The sequence below is a fragment of the Arthrobacter sp. TMP15 genome, assembly GCF_039529835.1.
GTDB lineage: Bacteria > Actinomycetota > Actinomycetes > Actinomycetales > Micrococcaceae > Specibacter.
Map to the genome: position 1 here is coordinate 3295891 of NZ_CP154262.1, position 16668 is coordinate 3312558.

Annotated in this window: 13 protein-coding genes and 1 pseudogene; 12 read left to right on the forward strand and 2 right to left on the reverse strand. The window is 56.7% G+C overall.

Annotation, left to right across the window (positions count from 1 at the left end):
- The first annotated feature begins 36 nt into the window (after positions 1-36).
- The 11 genes and pseudogenes from AAFM46_RS14875 to AAFM46_RS14925 all read left to right on the forward strand — a co-directional run bounded on the left by AAFM46_RS14875 (position 37) and on the right by AAFM46_RS14925 (position 11284).
- On the forward strand, positions 37-864 hold the full coding sequence (locus AAFM46_RS14875) for a GntR family transcriptional regulator (protein WP_343318604.1): 828 nt from the start codon (positions 37-39) through the stop codon (positions 862-864).
- A gap of 286 nt (positions 865-1150) precedes the next feature.
- Positions 1151-1753, forward strand: coding sequence for a DUF1016 N-terminal domain-containing protein (locus tag AAFM46_RS14880; RefSeq protein ID WP_343318606.1), 603 nt, complete (start codon positions 1151-1153; stop codon positions 1751-1753).
- 80 nt (positions 1754-1833) lie between these two features.
- Positions 1834-3207, forward strand: a pseudogene (locus AAFM46_RS14885) (IS1380 family transposase).
- A 299-nt stretch (positions 3208-3506) separates the two neighbouring features.
- Positions 3507-3722 carry a hypothetical protein gene (locus AAFM46_RS14890; protein WP_283529279.1) on the forward strand — a complete coding sequence of 72 codons (216 nt, stop codon included), beginning with the start codon at positions 3507-3509 and terminating at the stop codon, positions 3720-3722.
- 475 nt (positions 3723-4197) lie between these two features.
- Positions 4198-4551: a PadR family transcriptional regulator gene (locus AAFM46_RS14895; protein ID WP_343318607.1), complete on the forward strand. Its 354-nt coding sequence runs from the start codon at positions 4198-4200 to the stop codon at positions 4549-4551.
- Complete coding sequence (locus tag AAFM46_RS14900) at positions 4548-5555, forward strand: hypothetical protein (RefSeq protein ID WP_343318608.1); 1008 nt, start codon at positions 4548-4550, stop codon at positions 5553-5555. The genes AAFM46_RS14895 and AAFM46_RS14900 overlap by 4 nt, the downstream gene beginning before the upstream one ends.
- Before the next feature lie 414 nt (positions 5556-5969).
- Positions 5970-7208, forward strand: a complete 1239-nt coding sequence (locus AAFM46_RS14905) for an extracellular solute-binding protein (protein ID WP_343320462.1) — start codon at positions 5970-5972, stop codon at positions 7206-7208.
- Positions 7205-8176, forward strand: a complete 972-nt coding sequence (locus tag AAFM46_RS14910) for a sugar ABC transporter permease (protein ID WP_343318609.1) — start codon at positions 7205-7207, stop codon at positions 8174-8176. The genes AAFM46_RS14905 and AAFM46_RS14910 overlap by 4 nt, the downstream gene beginning before the upstream one ends.
- Complete coding sequence (locus tag AAFM46_RS14915) at positions 8173-9015, forward strand: carbohydrate ABC transporter permease (RefSeq protein ID WP_283529270.1); 843 nt, start codon at positions 8173-8175, stop codon at positions 9013-9015. The genes AAFM46_RS14910 and AAFM46_RS14915 overlap by 4 nt, the downstream gene beginning before the upstream one ends.
- A gap of 31 nt (positions 9016-9046) precedes the next feature.
- Positions 9047-10291, forward strand: a complete 1245-nt coding sequence (gene ugpC / locus AAFM46_RS14920; RefSeq protein WP_283529268.1) for a sn-glycerol-3-phosphate ABC transporter ATP-binding protein UgpC — start codon at positions 9047-9049, stop codon at positions 10289-10291.
- Positions 10292-10339: 48 nt separating this feature from the next.
- A complete protein-coding gene (locus tag AAFM46_RS14925) occupies positions 10340-11284 on the forward strand; it encodes an FUSC family protein (RefSeq protein ID WP_343318612.1) in 945 nt (314 codons plus the stop codon).
- 140 nt (positions 11285-11424) lie between these two features.
- Here the strand turns inward: AAFM46_RS14925 and AAFM46_RS14930 are convergent, their stop codons facing one another.
- Complete coding sequence (locus AAFM46_RS14930; protein WP_343318613.1) at positions 11425-13479, reverse strand: PhoX family phosphatase; 2055 nt, start codon at positions 13477-13479, stop codon at positions 11425-11427.
- A gap of 178 nt (positions 13480-13657) precedes the next feature.
- Between AAFM46_RS14930 and AAFM46_RS14935 the strand changes: the two genes are divergently transcribed.
- A complete protein-coding gene (locus AAFM46_RS14935; RefSeq protein ID WP_343318615.1) occupies positions 13658-15175 on the forward strand; it encodes a DUF5129 domain-containing protein in 1518 nt (505 codons plus the stop codon).
- Between the two features lie 34 nt (positions 15176-15209).
- On the opposite strand, the gene AAFM46_RS14940 is transcribed toward AAFM46_RS14935, so the two are convergent.
- Positions 15210-16532 (reverse strand): MFS transporter, encoded by a 1323-nt coding sequence (locus AAFM46_RS14940; protein WP_343318617.1) that lies wholly within the window; start codon positions 16530-16532, stop codon positions 15210-15212.
- Positions 16533-16668 lie beyond the last annotated feature (136 nt).

A 16668-nucleotide genomic window follows, 5' to 3' on the forward strand; every position in this document is an offset into this window, starting at 1 on the left:
ACAAGACCTTTATATTGACACGAAGGCCAGAAGCCCATGAATGCACAGCCGCTGTTTGATTCCCCGGAGACATCGGAGCCCATCTCTGGTCTGGCGTCACCGCTGAAAAACCGCCAGAGTATGGTCGACGGGGTCACTGATCGGCTAATTACGGCCATTGCCGTTGGCGAATACCTTCCAGGAAGTTCATTACCGTCGGAACGTGAGCTAGCAACGTCCCTGCAGGTTGGACGCGTCACGGTACGAGCAGCATTAGCGCGCCTGGTTGATCACGGTCTACTCGAAAAGATCCGTGGACGTGGAGGCGGATCCTTTGTGAAGGAGCAATGGACCGCCACCTCCAAGGACTCAGTAAACCGAACGCTGACCGCGCGTTGGGAGGAACTGATCGATGGACTTGAAGCCGTCAGGTTCCTTCATGGCGCCATTGCACGAGCTGCGGCAGAAAATAGGACAGAGAACGACATCAGAAAATTACATTCCTGCTTGGAGGCCTACAGACAGGCAGACAGCGGGCATGCCTCCCAAAAGGCAGATGAAAAACTCCACCGGGCTATTGCACAAGCAGCACACAATGACACACTGGGGAAAGTACTCCTACAACTGGCATCCACCATCAGCCTGACAGCCCCCGCGCACCTATGGGGCGCCATTGAAGGTATGCGTGAAATGGAGCTACGTGCATTAGCGGATCATGAACAGCTGGTTGCCGCTATATGCAATCAAAATGCAGGACGAGCCTCAGACCTCGGCGCAGAGCATGCACGCATTGACATCGAATTGTTCCAAAACGCACTGCAAAAGGCTGGTCAACCAAGTACCACCGAGTCAACCAGTATCGCTAATGTACCCAGAGTCGAGTAACACACATAGCCAATCACCAGCGCTATAGGCACAACCACTGGTGGGGTCTTCCTTCGCTTATGTCCCATGGCAGTCAAGGGGAGCCTTGATTGACGTAGTCTCGTAAATACTTGGAACTGTTCGCTGGAGTACACCTGGATGGACAGTAGATCGCTGCCACAATGTACTGAAATCCACCCGGGTGAACGCACCGCACTCCGAATCAGACTCCCGGAGCGCGTAAGGCTCGATGTAGACGGGGGTGACGAGAAAGTCTTCCCAGCCACCGGGACGATAGGATGAATCCATGAAGATTACCGGAGATCTTGCCATTCCCGACGATTACGGCAGTTTCCTCGATTCCCTCAAAGAACGGGCACGCTCAGCACAGATTCAAGCCCGTCGGACCGTCAATTCGCAGTTGATCAGTTTGTATTGGTCCATCGGTCACGAGATCCTCATCCGCCAAGACCACCAGGGATGGTGCAGTGGCGTCATCGGCCAGCTCGCGACAGACCTCCGCGCAGAATTCCCTGACATGAAGGGTCTCTCTCGATCCAACCTGTTTTACATGCGCGGGTTCGCAGCGGCCTGGCAGAAACCAATTGTCCAACAGCCTGTTGGAAAATTGCCATGGGGTCACATCACCGTACTCTTGGACAAGAAACTCTCCCCCGAAGCACGCGATTGGTATGCCGCGGCAGCTGTCGAACATGGCTGGTCCCGCAATGTCCTCATGAACATGATCATGAATAAAACCCTCGAACGCTCCGGGGCCGCACCATCAAACTTTGCAAGCCAACTCATCTCTCCGGACTCCGAGTTGGCCCAACAAATCGCCAAAGACCCCTATAACTTTGAATTCCTAGCCCGGAGTTTTCATGAAGGTGGGGCCGTGGCGGCGTGTTAGAGAGGTGAAAGGGTGCTCTGTGCTGGGAAAATAGAGGTGTCTAAGCCATCATTTTCTCGTTGCAAGGGAGCACCCTTTCGGTGTTTAAGAATAGCCCAGTTTTCCCTGTCCTTCCCGTTGCCGCTACCGGCCAAGCTCTTGTGTCCCATGCCGGTTTGAGTGTGGTGACATCGTTCGTAGACGCGCTGGGGTTCCGGGGTTTGCGTGAGGAGCGTTTGGGCCAGTTCGTTCCTACCGGTGCCCGTCACCGTCCCGGAGGGATCATGGCTTCGGTCGCGGTGATGCTCGCCGGTGGCGGGGAGCATGTCAGTGATCTAGACCTACTGCGCAGCAGTGCCGGCGTGTTTGGGAAAGTTGCTTCGAACGCGACGATGTCACGGTTCTTCCATCAAGCCGCTGCAGCCCCGGACGTCTTCGCCTATGGCTTCGCCACGATGGCTCGTGAGTTGCGGTCACGGGTGTGGGAAGCAGCCGGAGACCGCAACCCGGCCCTGAGCGCGACGGCTTTGAACCCTCTGATCATCGATCTCGATGCCACCCTCGTGACCTCCCATAGTGACAAGGAACAAGCGGTCGGTACGTATAAGGGCGGGTATGGTTTCGCGCCCTTCGTTGCCAGCATCGACTACGGTGCCCGCTACGGCGGTGGTGAAGTTCTGGCTACGTTGCTGCGCCCGGGCAATGCCGGTGCCAACAGCGCTGAAGACCACATCAAGATCTTCACCTCCGCGATTGGGTAACTCCCGGACGCCTTCTACGACCAGGAAGGCAAGCTGAGGGGAGAGAAAATCCTGGTCCGTACCGATAGCGCCGGCGCCTCGAGGAAATTCCTGCATTACCTGCAGTCATTGGGTGTGCAGTTCAGTGTTTGGTCCCGGTGCCGGTGGCCAAGGCCCGCACGGACGCGTGGGTCGTGAACGCCACCGATGTCCTCGGACTCACGGACTACCCGGAAGGTACGAACCTATACCTGCGTGCCGAACCCCTGCACCCCGGTGCGCAGGCAACACTGTTGGATCAGGACGGGCACGCAGGTGACAGCATTTTTGACGAATTCACCACGCTGGCACGGACCCACCCTCGATGTTCGCCATCGTTCCAGGGGTCGGTGTGAGAACCGAATCAAGACATTGAAGAACATGGGGCTGGGCAAGCTGCCGTTCTTTAATTTTCATGCTAATCAGGCCTGGGCGAACATTGCGACCTTGGCGATGAATCTGGTTTCGTGGCTGCAGCTGGCCATGTTGCCCAAGGGCCACACAGCCAAAGACTGGGACGTGAAACGGTGGCGCTACAGGCTCTTCGCTACCGCGGGGAAACTCATCACCCGGGCAAGGAAAACGTGGTTGTTGATTCCTGAAACGGCTCCCGAAACTGGCACGATCACCACACTCCTGGAAGCCATCAAAGAACTCTCTCAGCAACGCCGAAAACGACTACCCCTGCCAGCCTGAGAACCCAGGAACCGGCCCCTACTACCACCCAGAACGACCCCATCGGAAGACGTGGAACCCGACACACACCAGCGACAGCAGGCCACATCCGCTTGCCCAAAACCCTGAAACCAGACCGACAGCGAGTCAAGCCGCTACCGGGCCAACACCCAGATCATCATGCAAAATCACGGCTAAGCTACGGGTCCAGTTCTCTGTGCTGGCCCTGCTGTGCCTCATATTTGGCTCTTCAATTTTGGGGTCTCTTGTGGCAGAGTCGGATTGTCCAAGTAATTTTTTTACACGAAGAGAGCGTTCCCATGATCGAGATGTTGCACAATGCAGGTATCAAGAGTGAGTATGCCTACGCCGGTGGTTTTGCATCCATCGTGCTATCCCTCAGCTCTTGGTTGGTCAGCCGTGCGAAAAAAGACCATTCCAAGGCACAGTCCGATCGTTGGGGAATCTTCGTTGGGCATTGGGCCCCAACGTTCTTTGCCCTTGGCATCGCACTAAAACTCGAAGAGAAGAAATAGCACAAATTTACTCACTAAGGGTTTTGCGGCAACTGCGCCGCTAGAATCGGCTAACGCGACGAAGGGTGCTTCTAGGCTCGGGAAACGATGTTGCTCAGACACTGTTCCACCAGTCTAAGAAGCGCCTTTTGCGCTGTTCAAAGGACTGGGATCTTCCTACCCCTTCCTGCCCCAACGAATCGTCTATCCCTCATCCTTCCCAACCGTTCAGCTACAGACGGACTCCCTAAAGGGTTGATCGCTAAGCAGACAGCAAACCAAAGCGCCTAAACGGCCGCAGCGGAGACGACACTACAGGGATTCAAGCTAGGAAACCTTGGCGGGTACACATTAAGTACTTGGATTGCACTGTATGGGTGGCTCGCAGCAATTCGCCGTGCAGAGTTGAGCGGTAACCTCGAAGGGTGCGTAGGACCTCACGATCAAGATCGCCGAAGCACCTGCCCCTCGAGCATGGAAAGAGTGGCTGCGCGGAGTGCTACCCACTTGCGCGTTAGCAATTTTGTCTTCTGGAAGTGCTCATGGGTATTACGTGGTGCAACAGCTGCAATTGAGCGGGATTGGACCGATCAAAGGTGGCGCTTTGTATCCCGTTCTTGCTCGGCTTGAACACGACGGTCTCCTAACGTCGAAGTGGCAGGAGGGCGAAGGTGGGCCCGGACGCAAGGTCTACACAATAACCGCAGCAGGTGGCGAGCAACTCAATGATTTCCAGCACCACTGGGAGCCTTTTGCGATGAGAATAAAGGATGTTTTGATTCCGCAATCTGGTCCCCAAAGAAATACGGATGACCAACCGAAAAGTTCTCGAACTGGAGCACCTCAATGAACTTAAGTTCAAAAAGACAATGGTCCAACCCAGAAGACGCACAGTGGGGTCGGGAATTTGCGGAATCCTTGGCTTCAATGCCCAGTATCTCTTCCGAGTTGGCCAGTGAAGCCCTCCACGATGCTCAGCTAGCCAGCGAAGAATCTGGCTGTAGAGCTGGTGAACTTTTCGGATCCCCTGTGACATTCGCCGAGCAAATTCGTCGAGAGCGGGTGCCCGTTGAAATTCGCGCAGGAGTTGGCAACGACGGAATTTCTGCTCGGGATGGATTGAAAGTGCTCTTGACGGCTACCGGCCTGACAGGTGCATCCCTGAGTATTGGGCTGTTCATCGTGAGCGGTTGGTCGTTCCTTCTGACACCGTCAGGGTTATCCCTGACTGTGGGTGGCACAGTGGCTTTGGTAGGTGCGCTCTTTGGCTTCCAGCAGCGTTATGCCGGCCACGTGCGCTGGGGCTGGACGTGGTGGCTGGCCGGTCTTGTGGGGCTGGTTTCCTGCGCTGTTCTCGCTGCCACGGTGTCCGACCACACAGCTTTACTCCAGCTCCCAACACTTCTGCCGTTTCTAGTCTCGCTGGGGGCACTGATCATCTCGGAAGCGCTATCTTATTCGCCGACACCCGTGGCCACTTTCTCCGATCAAGCACCGGAAATATGGTTCAATCAGCTCGCAGGAATTTTACGCGGACGCTACCAGCTTTCGCGAATCGAAACGCAGCAGCAAGTTGCCGAAGCCCAGAATTTTTGGCATGACAGTGGATGTTCTCATCCTTATGATGAATTCGGTTCACCTGAGGTCTACGCTTTAGAAATTCTTGAAGTCTCCGACAAGCCACGGCGAGCATCGCAGCGCAGAGAGGCCTTGTTGTATGCCATCATCGCGCTAACGTGTGTTGTCTTAGCGGTAGATACCCTCAGTACCAGCGGGCTTACGTGGAGCTCATTATTTCCACTGGGGGCCATGGGCCTCTTCGGCACTTTGGCGATCCGAACGTGGCGAAAATAATTTGAACTGGATTCTCACTCGATGCACGGTTCGGCTTACCCCGGACGCGTGGCGGTCGCCCAGTCAATACCCAACTCGTCATTTTGCACTGGCCCAACGAACAAGACACGACACATTGTTGCCACTCACCCTTGCCCAGCGCAAGAAGACCCGCGCGCCCAAGGAAAGTTCCGACGTCGAGCATTCATTGGGAAGACTGAAAATAGCCACCCAAATTGCCCATAGCCAAGGGCACCCCTCGCGACTATGGTGGAGATCACAGCTGGCCGGGCCTTTGCGTAAGGGACCCGGCTGGTGGCTACGTTGGGAGGGAACGTAAATATGCCAAGGACCAGTGCCGCCATGAATCGTGCAGGCGGGAAACGGCGAAGGCTTCGATCTTTGGCCTGGATTACGGCGCTGGCAGTTGGCACCATGCTCTTGCCCGGATGCGCCCCCTCCGACGGCGTCCCCACCCTCACCTGGTACATCAACCCGGACGACGGCGGCCAAGCGGACCTTGCTGCGGTGTGCACCACCGACGCCAATGGCGCTTACAAGATCGAAACTTCTCTGCTCCCCAAGGACGCAGCCGCACAGCGCGAGCAGCTGGCCCGTCGTCTGGCAGCAGGCGATTCCTCCTTGGACATCATGAGCATTGACCCTCCGTTCATTCCCGAACTTGCTGAGCCCGGATTCCTGGCTCCAGTCCCTGCGGACGTTGCTGAGCGGACCTCCAAGAATGTTCTCGATGGCGCCCTGGCAGGGGCCACATGGGATAAAAAACTTGTCACTGTTCCTTTCTGGGCCAACACCCAAATTCTCTGGTACCGCAAGTCCGTTGCAAAAGCAGCCGGACTGGATATGACCAAGCCAGTCACCTGGGATCAGCTCATGAAGGCGGCAGGGGAGGAGAAAAAGTATCTGGGTGTCCAAGGCGCTCAGGCTGAATCCATGACCGTTTGGATCAACGCCTTAATCGAATCCGCGGGCGGGCACATCCTGCTCAACCCCGGAGCCAAAGCTGATGAGATCAAATTGGGCCTGACCACCCCGGCAGGTGAGCAGGCTGCAACCATCATCGGCGCTATAGGTAAGAAGAACCTGGCTGGTCCCGGGCTTCCCACCTCTACGGAAAATGATTCCATGATCCTTTTTCAAGGGGACAAGGGCTCGTTCATGGTCAATTACCCCTTTGTCTGGCCGGCCACCAATGCGGCGGTGAAAGCCGGAAGCGTTAAACAGGACGTCCTTGATGACGTTGGCTGGGCCTTATATCCACGAGTGGATACGGACAAGGACACCGCGCCTCCGCTGGGTGGCATCAACTTAGGAGTTGGCTCCCACTCTCAAAACAAGGAACTCGCTTACAAGGCGATCGAGTGCATCACCTCACCCAAGAATCAGGCCACGTACTTTGTGACCAATGGAAACCCTCCCTCAAATTCCACCGCTTACGATGATCCGCGGGTAGAAAAGCAGTTCCCGATGGCCACCACCATCCGTGAATCACTCAAGCTCGCCGCACCCCGGCCGCAGACCCCGTTCTACAACGAGATCTCCACCGGACTGCAGCAGCGTTGGACACCACCGGCGTCGGTGGATCCCAAAACCACACCGCAGGAATCGCAAGATTTCATCCTTGCCGTACTTAGAGGGGACAGGCTGCTGTGAGCACCACCTCAATCAAGGAGTCCAGGGCTGGCGCCCCAGTAAAAAGCCAGCGCCGCCGGGCCAATCTCAGTGACCGGGCCAAATCCGAACGCAGACTGGGCTGGTATCTTGCCGGTCCGGCCTTCATCGTGATGCTGGCCGTGACCCTCTACCCCATCCTTCAGGCGTTCTGGGATTCGCTGTTCTCCCTGCGGTTGACCGCACCCGATGACAAAGCGTTCATCTGGTTCGCCAACTACGTCACTGTCCTGTCAGATCCGGTGTGGTGGCGAGACTTAGGCGTTACAGTCATCATCACGATTGTCACAGTCATTATTGAACTGATTCTGGGCTTCGCTTTGGCGTTGGTGATGGACAAGGCCATCAAGTCCCTCCGAGGGTTGCTGCGCACAGCAATTTTGGTCCCTTATGGCATCATCACTGTGGTTTCCGCTTACGCCTGGTTCTACGCCTTCGATATCAACTCCGGTTACATCAACCATTGGTTTGGTTGGATACCTGGCATCAGTACGGACTTGAACTGGTTCGCCGAGTTCTGGCCCTCACTCTTTGTCATCATGGCATCGGAGATTTGGAAAACCACCCCCTTTATTTCCCTGCTCCTGCTGGCGGGGCTGGCCCAAGTACCCGGTGAGCTTACCGAAGCCGCAGAAGTGGATGGCGCCACCTGGTGGGAACGGATGCGCAAGGTGATTGTGCCTAACATGAAGGCTGCCATCATGGTGGCCGTATTGTTCCGAACCCTGGATGCCTTCCGGATCTTTGACAACGTCTTCATTATGACCAACGGCGCCCACGGCACCGAAGTGCTCTCCCTGCTGGCCTACCGCACCTCTATTTCGCGTCTGGAGATAGGTCTCGGTTCTGCTATCTCGGTATTGCTGTTCGTGTGTGTGCTGATCATTTGTTTTGTGGCCATCAAACTCTTCAAAGTGGATCTCGCCGGATCGCAGGGAGGTAAATCATGACAAGCGGAAAGCAAAAAGTCATTTGGGCGGTCATTACCGTCTTGGTGCTGCTGTACGCGCTATTCCCGGTAGCGTCCATCCTTTCAACCTCCTTCAAGGCACCCAGCGACCTCACCTCAGGGAAGTTCCTGCCGTCCTCTGGCGCGGGGACATTGGAGAACTACGAGCAGATCTTGGTGGGCGACGCCCAGGGTCTATTCTTGTCAGCGTTGCGCAACTCCATCGGCATCGCACTCATTGCCACCTTCATCGCCGTGGTGCTGGCCACCCTATGCGCCTACGCCATTGCCCGCCTGGACTTTCCGGGTAAAAAAGTGGTGCTGACAACCGCACTTGCCGTATCAATTTTCCCTGTCATCTCCATCGTCACCCCGCTGTTCAACCTGTGGCGCAACATTGGCTTGTACGACACCTGGCTGGGGCTGATCATCCCTTATCTATCCCTTACACTTCCCATTTCCATCTGGACCTTGGCCGCATTCTTCCGCCAGATCCCCTGGGAACTGGAGCAGGCAGCCCAAGTGGACGGCGCCACTACCTGGCAGGCCTTCCGCAAAGCAATAGTTCCGCTTGCCGCACCCGGAGTCTTCACCACGGCGATCATCGCTTTTTTCATCGCCTGGAATGACTTTGTTTACGGCATTTCCCTCACCTCCACCGAAACAGCGCGCACAGTGCCGGCAGCACTGGCGTTCTTCACCGGTGCCTCCCAATTTGAGGCGCCCACCGGTGCCATCTCCGCCGCAGCAATCATTGTCACCATTCCCGTGGTCCTGCTGGTTCTGCTTTTCCAGCGCCAGATTGTTTCAGGCTTGACCCAGGGCGCCGTCAAGGGCTGAATACCCTTACTCACAGAATAGGATCGCGAGCATGGCAGCTATCACCCTCAACAACATCGTTAAAAAGTACGGGGACGGTTTTCCTGCAGTGAACGATGTCAGCATCGACATCGCCGACGGCGAATTTGTCATCTTGGTGGGTCCCTCCGGCTGTGGAAAATCCACCATCCTGCGCATGATCGTGGGACTGGAAGACATCACCTCCGGAGAACTGCTCATTGACGGGAAACTCTCAAATGACAAGGCTCCCCGAGACCGCAACCTGGCCATGGTCTTTCAAAACTATGCCCTGTACCCGCACCTGACAGTTTTTGAGAACATCGCGTTCCCGTTGCGTTTGGCTAAAAACAAGCACAGCGAAGATGACGTTCAGCGCTTGGTTAACGACGCAGCAAAAATGCTGGAGCTCACCGACCACCTGCAGCGTAAACCAGCTAACCTTTCCGGTGGTCAACGTCAGCGAGTTGCCATGGGCAGGGCCATAGTCCGGCAGGCGGATGCGTTTCTCTTCGATGAGCCGCTGTCCAACTTGGATGCCAAGTTACGTGGACAAATGCGCTCTGAGATCTCTCAGATGCAGCGCCGGTTGGCAACAACTTCGGTTTATGTCACCCACGATCAAACCGAGGCCATGACCCTCGGTGACAGGGTTGCTGTGCTGAAGAAGGGTGAGCTGCAACAGATAGCTTCTCCTCGCGAGCTCTATGAACAGCCCATCAACTTGTTCGTTGCCGGGTTCATCGGCTCACCTTCCATGAACTTCCTGCCTGCCAGCCTCGAAGGGAACATGCTAAAAACTGCCCTCGGGGAAATTGAAATCTCTCCTGAGAAGGCAGCTAAAGGCAAGGACTTGCCTGTGTTGTTGGTGGGGGTGCGCCCCGAGTTCTTCGAGGACGCTTCACTAGTAGAGGAGCACAAGCTACATCACGGTTCAACTTTCACTGCCGAACTAACCCACACCGAGTGGTTGGGCAATGAACAATATGGCTACATTCATTTCGATCCGGCCCCAGAAGTCAGGGAAATGCTTGACAGCCTGGCACGCGATATGGACGCTGACGAACTACGTCCGCAAGTGGTGGTGACCCTTGATGCCGCCAGTAAGATTCGTGGCGGGCGCCCGGCGGAACTGTGGCTGGACACGCGCCGATTACATCTCTTCGATCCCAAAACGGGTGAAAACCTGACCCGTGATGCAGAGGAAGGCGCCCGCCTTACGGAAGAAGCCAACGCTGAACGGGCCGAGGAAATCGATTCTGCCCGGCAGGAGGCGTGAGGCAAAGCAACCAGACCAGCTCAAAACACCGCCTACAGGAACGCCGTTATGGTAATTTTTAGCCGTCCACAACCGGGAACCCTGCCCACAACGCTGAAGCTCTTAGTTGCAATCCTGATTCCCTCCGCCCTGGTAAGCATCCTGGCAGGGGTCTCAGCCAGTATGGGATTCGGCTTGGCCATGGGGCTGGGAATGGCTGTCACCCCCGTAAGCCGTCCGCGCCAAGCCGTGGTCCTGGTAACTCTGGGTGCCGCGCTTGGCGGGTTGGCATCCTTGGCAGGTTCAACGCCGTGGGCCATTGCGCTACTCATGTTTGTCTCCGCGATCTTATTTGCCGCCGCTAACCAACGCTCCGCTGGGCTACTCTCCCTAACCCCAGTCATGGTGATCCTTTTTGGTCCTGGCCCCATCGACCTCAGCTGGTGGTCAGCGATTCTGTGGATTCTCGCTGGTGGTTTGGTAGGCGCTTTCATCACCAGGCTGCTGAAATTCCAGGCCCCAACTCTTCCTGTGGAGAAACGTGTTGCTTGGGAGCACGGCATCGCTGTGGGTTTGTTGTGCGCAGCGATCATGTTTTGGACCCTGGCTAACAACGTTCCCCACGGCTACTGGATTGCTGTCACAGTCCTGATGGCCTTGCGGCCGTTGCCAAACCAGCGCCGAGAGACTCTCAACGGGCGTCTCATTGGAACCGCTCTAGGAGCCGTGATTGCGCTGCTTGCCGTGGTTTTCTTGCCTGTTTGGGGAGCTGGCATTGTGGCCGTGGCGTGCTTATTTTTCTTGGTTTGGTATTCCATGGGCGGTGCTTACCTCATGCAGGCCTTGGCTCTGACGCCTATGCTTTTGATCTTCGCTTCCCTCGGGGATGTGGACCGCGGGTTTGAGTTGACTATTGAGCGTGTCATTTTCACTGTGATGGGAATAATTGTGGCGGTGCTGATCGCGTTGTTGCTCCGGCACTGGGAATCCCGACGCGAAGCAACCCCTGGCTAGAAGCGCACAGTCCCAAGGAGCGCTGGCCGCGCTCCAAGCAGCCGCCGCGCCCCAAGCAATGCCGCCCCAAGCAGCCGCCGTGGTCCTACGCACGGCGGCTGCTTGGGCCAACGCTGAGAAGGCAAGTGACGCCGTCGTACTTACTTGGCGCCCTCCAAGAAAATCTGCACCACCGAGGGCCGGGGTCCGCTGACCTGACCGGCGGCCGGCGAGGCTCCAGCGGCCACAAAGTCGGGGAACATGGAGGTCGGTGCACCGTAATCGCCGTCCTCACCCGGGTGTTGGACCGCAACGTAAACCATCGATTCCTCCTCGTGGATGATGGGCCCACAGGTTTCCGCTTCCCGCGGCATGGAAGCGAACTGCTGGACGTTGCCGCGGTTGCTGCCCTCCAGCCCCACCTTGAACAGTCCGTCGTTGTAACCAATCACCGAGGGTGCACCATCCGTGGATATCCAGAGATTCCCTGCCGCATCAAAGGCCAGGTTGTCAGGGCAGGAAATGGGGCTGACCTGATCCACCGGGAACCCGCCGAAGTAGGCGCTGGTGTTCTTAGCCGGATCGCCACACAGCAGGAGGATATTCCAGTTGAAGGCCGTAGCCGTGGCGTCATCACCCTTTTCGGTGATTTCAATGACGTGCCCGTCCCGGTTTTCGATACGCGGGTTAGCCTCATCAGCCTTTGCACCCTTTTCCACGCCGCGCTTGGAGTTATTGGTGCAGGCCACATAGACCTTGCCTGTCTTTAGGCTCGGCTCCACATCTTCACAACGGTCCATTTTGGTGGCACCGGCAATGTCAGCGGCAAGCCGAGTGTAGACCAATACTTCCTGCACACCCATGCTGCTGATGGCACTCTTTCCACCAACAACCAGAGGAAGCCACTTTCCGGTGCCATCAAAATTGCCATCCGCCGGTAGCTTGCCTGTCCCGTCAATCTCCGACTCAGCACTGCCAGCGAACTGGGCCACGTACAGGTCCCCCTCGGCGAGCAGGGTCATATTGTGTGCCTTGTCGCCCTTTTTATATTTGTTCTTGGAAACAAATTTGTACAGGTAGTCAAAGCGCTCATCGTCTCCCGAGTAGGCAACCACCCTGCCATTATCGGCAACGATTACATTGGCACCTTCGTGCTTGAAACGCCCCAAACTGCTGTGTTTCTTAGGAACGGAGTTTGGGTCTTCCGGATCAATTTCAACAATGTAACCGAAGCGGTTTGGCTCGTTGCGGTGGTCCTCCCCGCGTGCGTCAAAGCGCGGGTCATCGAGCTCCCAGCCCATCTTGGTTTCTTCATCTTCCAACCCGTAGCGGCGGTCCTGCGCCGAACTGCCGTTCGTGCGGAAGAATCCGTTGAAGTTCTCTTCACCGGAGAGAATTGTGCCCCACGGGGTTGTACCGCCAGCGCAGTTCCCCAGTGTGCCCAACACGAATCGACCTTCCGGATCTGCCGCTGTCTTGACAAGATCCGATCCGGCAACCGGGCCCGTCAGCTCAAATTTTGTATCCACAGTGACACGCCTGTTCAACTTCCCACCGCGCACATAGCTCCACGGCGTACCCCTCTTGGCCCGTTCCAACTCCACCACGCTCATGCCCACGGCGTTGCGGAAAATACTGCGACGCGCAACGGTCTCGGCCTCATCCACCGGTGCCGCTGGGAACATGATCGAAGGATTAACGTACTCGTGGTTACACACCAACAAACCCTTTTTGCCATCGGGTTGGCGCAAAATCTCCAAGTAGTCATTGTTGTAGCCAAACTGACCCGCCTGCGCGTCCGGCGTCTGGGCGGCAAAATCGAAGTCGGGTGTGTCCGTAAATAACGGGTCTCCCCAACGCACTATGGGTGCCCAGCCGAAGCCAGTCGGCACGTCGAACCTATCCACGGCGGCGTCCACGGCCTTGATGGGGGTGAACTCCAGTTTGCCGGAGGCAGTAGGACCCGAAGTCCCGCTGCCGGCCTCGGTTCCGCAGCCGGTAAGTACGACGGCGGCACTCAAGGCTCCGGCTAGCCCCAGTCCCAGCGCCGTCCGTCGGGTGAAGGCCAAGGAGGCGATATCGCGGAAATAACTGTTCGTTGAAGTGTTGCAAACGGCCTTGGAGCAGGCGTTGTCACACTTCAAGCTGCACGTAACAGCGCTTCGCTTACCCCTGGTGTGGCCGAGCATGGGCAAAAACATCTTCGTTGCGTTCATCGGTGACTTTCTTTGTCATTGTTCGGTGCTGCCACCGTGGCATGGGTAAAGAACCAGCCGGGTGGGAAGTTCTAAACACAGCGTGAACGCCCTGCCAACGTTTTGGTTGCGCCCTCATGGTGTGGAGCTGTCGTGGTAGGGACTTGCGCTTTGGACCGGCACAGTGTGGGCTGAACCTATGAAGAAGATTCTGGGGATTCTTGCCCTCATGCTTATGGCCCTCTTGGGCATTGTCCCGGCCGCCACCGCGGGCAGCGCACCGGCGGGCATTGCACCCGCGGGCATTGCTCCGGCTGCCACGGCGGGCAGCGCACCCGCGCCTACGCAGGTCACTGCCACTGACATTGTTGTTGAAGACACCGCAGGAGTTTTATACCTGCCGCAGCTGATGACAGCGCTGGAGCAGATTAAATTCCACGAGCCCACCACGGTGGTGATTTACACCCGCAATGGCGCTCGAAGCGATAACTTCAACGAAAAAGTTTTGCAGTTCGCCCGTGAGAAACACCCGGAATGGATCACCGCTGACGGACAAAAATGGGCTGACGGGCTCTTTATTTTTGCTTTTGATCCTGCTGGTCGCCAGGTAGGCACCTATATGGGTGAAGACCGCAAAGTTTCACTGGGTAAACAGGAGTCAATCCAGCAAGCTTCCAAAGAGCTTTTCCTTGAAGCCCAGTGGACCGACGGCACCATTGCTGGCGTCAAGAAGGGTGCTTCGCTGATCAACCAGCCCTGGTATCTATCGGCAGCATTCATCATCACCGCTAGCGTCACAGGTGGTCTTGCGGCTCTGGGCTTTGGCACTGTGCTGATCATTCGCCGGAATAACCGGAAGAAGGCTGGCGAGCATCTTAAACGCGGTGATGCCGCTTTTTCCAGTGTCAGTCTGGCCCTGGATGTCACGGAGCTCAATGCTAAAACTATTCCGGAGTCCTCCACATACGGCTCACTGGTGCTGGAAAAATACCGCACTTTCAGCACGCGTTATCACGAAGCCGGCGAACTGAATCAACGTGTCCATTCCTTCACTGATAAGGACATGTCGAAGGGCCGCAACGTCAAGATCGTGGCCCGCTATGCCGAACTTGCGCAGGAACTGGATAACTTGGACGATGTGATTGCTGATACCAACACTCTCCTGAACAGGTATTCCGGCTGGGAAAGCGCCTGGGAGCGGCAAGTACGGCCCTTGATGGATGATATGGAGCAACTCCCTGCATTGATCGCCCAACCTGAAGCGCAGGGTCTGGCAACAACAGCGGCACTGGCGTCACTACACGCCCAGAGATCTCATGATCTTGAACAGCTTGGTGGAGATTTCCAATCAAGACTCATCTCCCCCGAAGCGGCGTTGGACCGTCTCAAAGTAATGCGCGCGGAGCTGACGGCGCTACTGCAACAACATTCGGAGCTGATGATCGGTAAGTACGCAAAAACCAGTTCCGAGAAGAAAAAAATGCGTTCTGCCATGGAGCGCAGCCGCCAAGATGACATCAGCATGTCTCAAGCCACCATCTTTGGCTCCATCTACGGCTGGAACAGTTTCTATTCAGTGCATTCCTTCAACAGCGGCTACATCACAGCCCAAAGAAGCGTCGATACCGCACGCAGCGACGCCAGTTCCGGCAGCAGTACAGGCTATGGATCCAGCGGTGGCAGCTTCTCTGGCTCTGGCAGCTCGTCAAGCTTCTAGCATGCTGCCGGGCACCAGGGGCAGCGGCTGCCCATTAGTCCGCGAGCTTCACTCCATGTCCTGTGGCATCAGGAACGCTAGGTTGCTCTTCTGAATCCTCGATGTAATGTTTGGCATTTATCATCACTGCACCGGCCATCATGACGACCAAACAAATGCCAAGCATGGCGAATGATCCCGCCCAAGAACCTGTCGTGTCATGCATGGAGCCAAAGAAAAGCGGCGCAATACCCGCCCCGGCATAGCCGATGCCTTGGCTAAAACCGGAGAGCACCGATGAGCCGTGAGTGGTCCGCGAGCGCAAATTGACCATCAGCAAAGCGGTGGCAAAGGTGCCCTGCCCCAAGCCGGCAAAGGTAACCCACAACCACGTGCCGTCCATTGGGGCCAGGTAGAGACCAACGTGACCGATGCACCAACACACCGCGAAGACACTGACAGCCACAATCGGGTTTTTCAATCGAGGAACCCACAACGGCACCAACAAGCTCACGGGCAGACCCACAATAGCGAAATATGCCAGCGCGGTGCCCGCGGTCGACGAGTCCAGACCTTGGCTGGAGAGATATGGCGGCAACCAAGTGAAATAGACGTAGGTTTGAGCGGAATTTCCAGCCAGAAAGATAGCTAGGCCCCACGCGACCGGCGAACGCCAGGGCCTGAGCTTGGGAATTTCTGCCTTGTTGTCAGCAGCGGCGTTGTCGGGGCTGGCCGCGCCCAGTTGGGCGGGAGCTCCGGCGTCGTCCCGTCCATCACTAGCGATACGATTCTTCTGCTTTCGGTCCCGCAGGAATTGGCTAACCCATGGCAGCAGCACCAAAAAACTCATCGAGGCCCACATCCCCACGGAGACCCGCCAATTACTTCCGGCAGCAACGGGTACGGCAAGTTGCGGGCTGATGGCAGTGCCAACAGCTAAAAGCGTCACGTACCCGGCGGTCAAGATACCCACGCGGTCCGGGAAGTACTTCTTAACCAGTGGTGGCAGCACCACGTTGCCAATCCCATACCCGGCCATGACCACTGCCGTGAGAGACAAAAAAGACCAAACATCCCCTGTGAGGGCACGGACCAACTGCCCGCCCATGGCGAGCAGTATGGACGCAACTAGAACTTTTTCAAGCCCAAACCGACGAATCAACCCAGGCGTGCCTAGACCAAAGATGGCGAACATGAGCGGTGGCAACATGGCGAGCAGGCCCGTGCTGCTGGCGTCAAAACCAAGTTCGCCACCCAGTTCCCCCAGCAGCGGAGGAACCACGGATACGGCCGGGCGCAGACTCAGGGCCATGAGTAGAATGCCCAAAAGCGCACCGATGCGCCCTGTCCATGGCCTCTTCACCAGAAAGTTGTTCACTGCCCCACCCTAGCCAATCCCGAGCCGGCTTCGCGTATGTACTCACGATGCAAGACAAACATTTTCGGTAAGATCGTGCAGAAAATCGTGGCTTGCCACATAGGATGGTGCCAACGGGCACAGTGCCTGCACCACA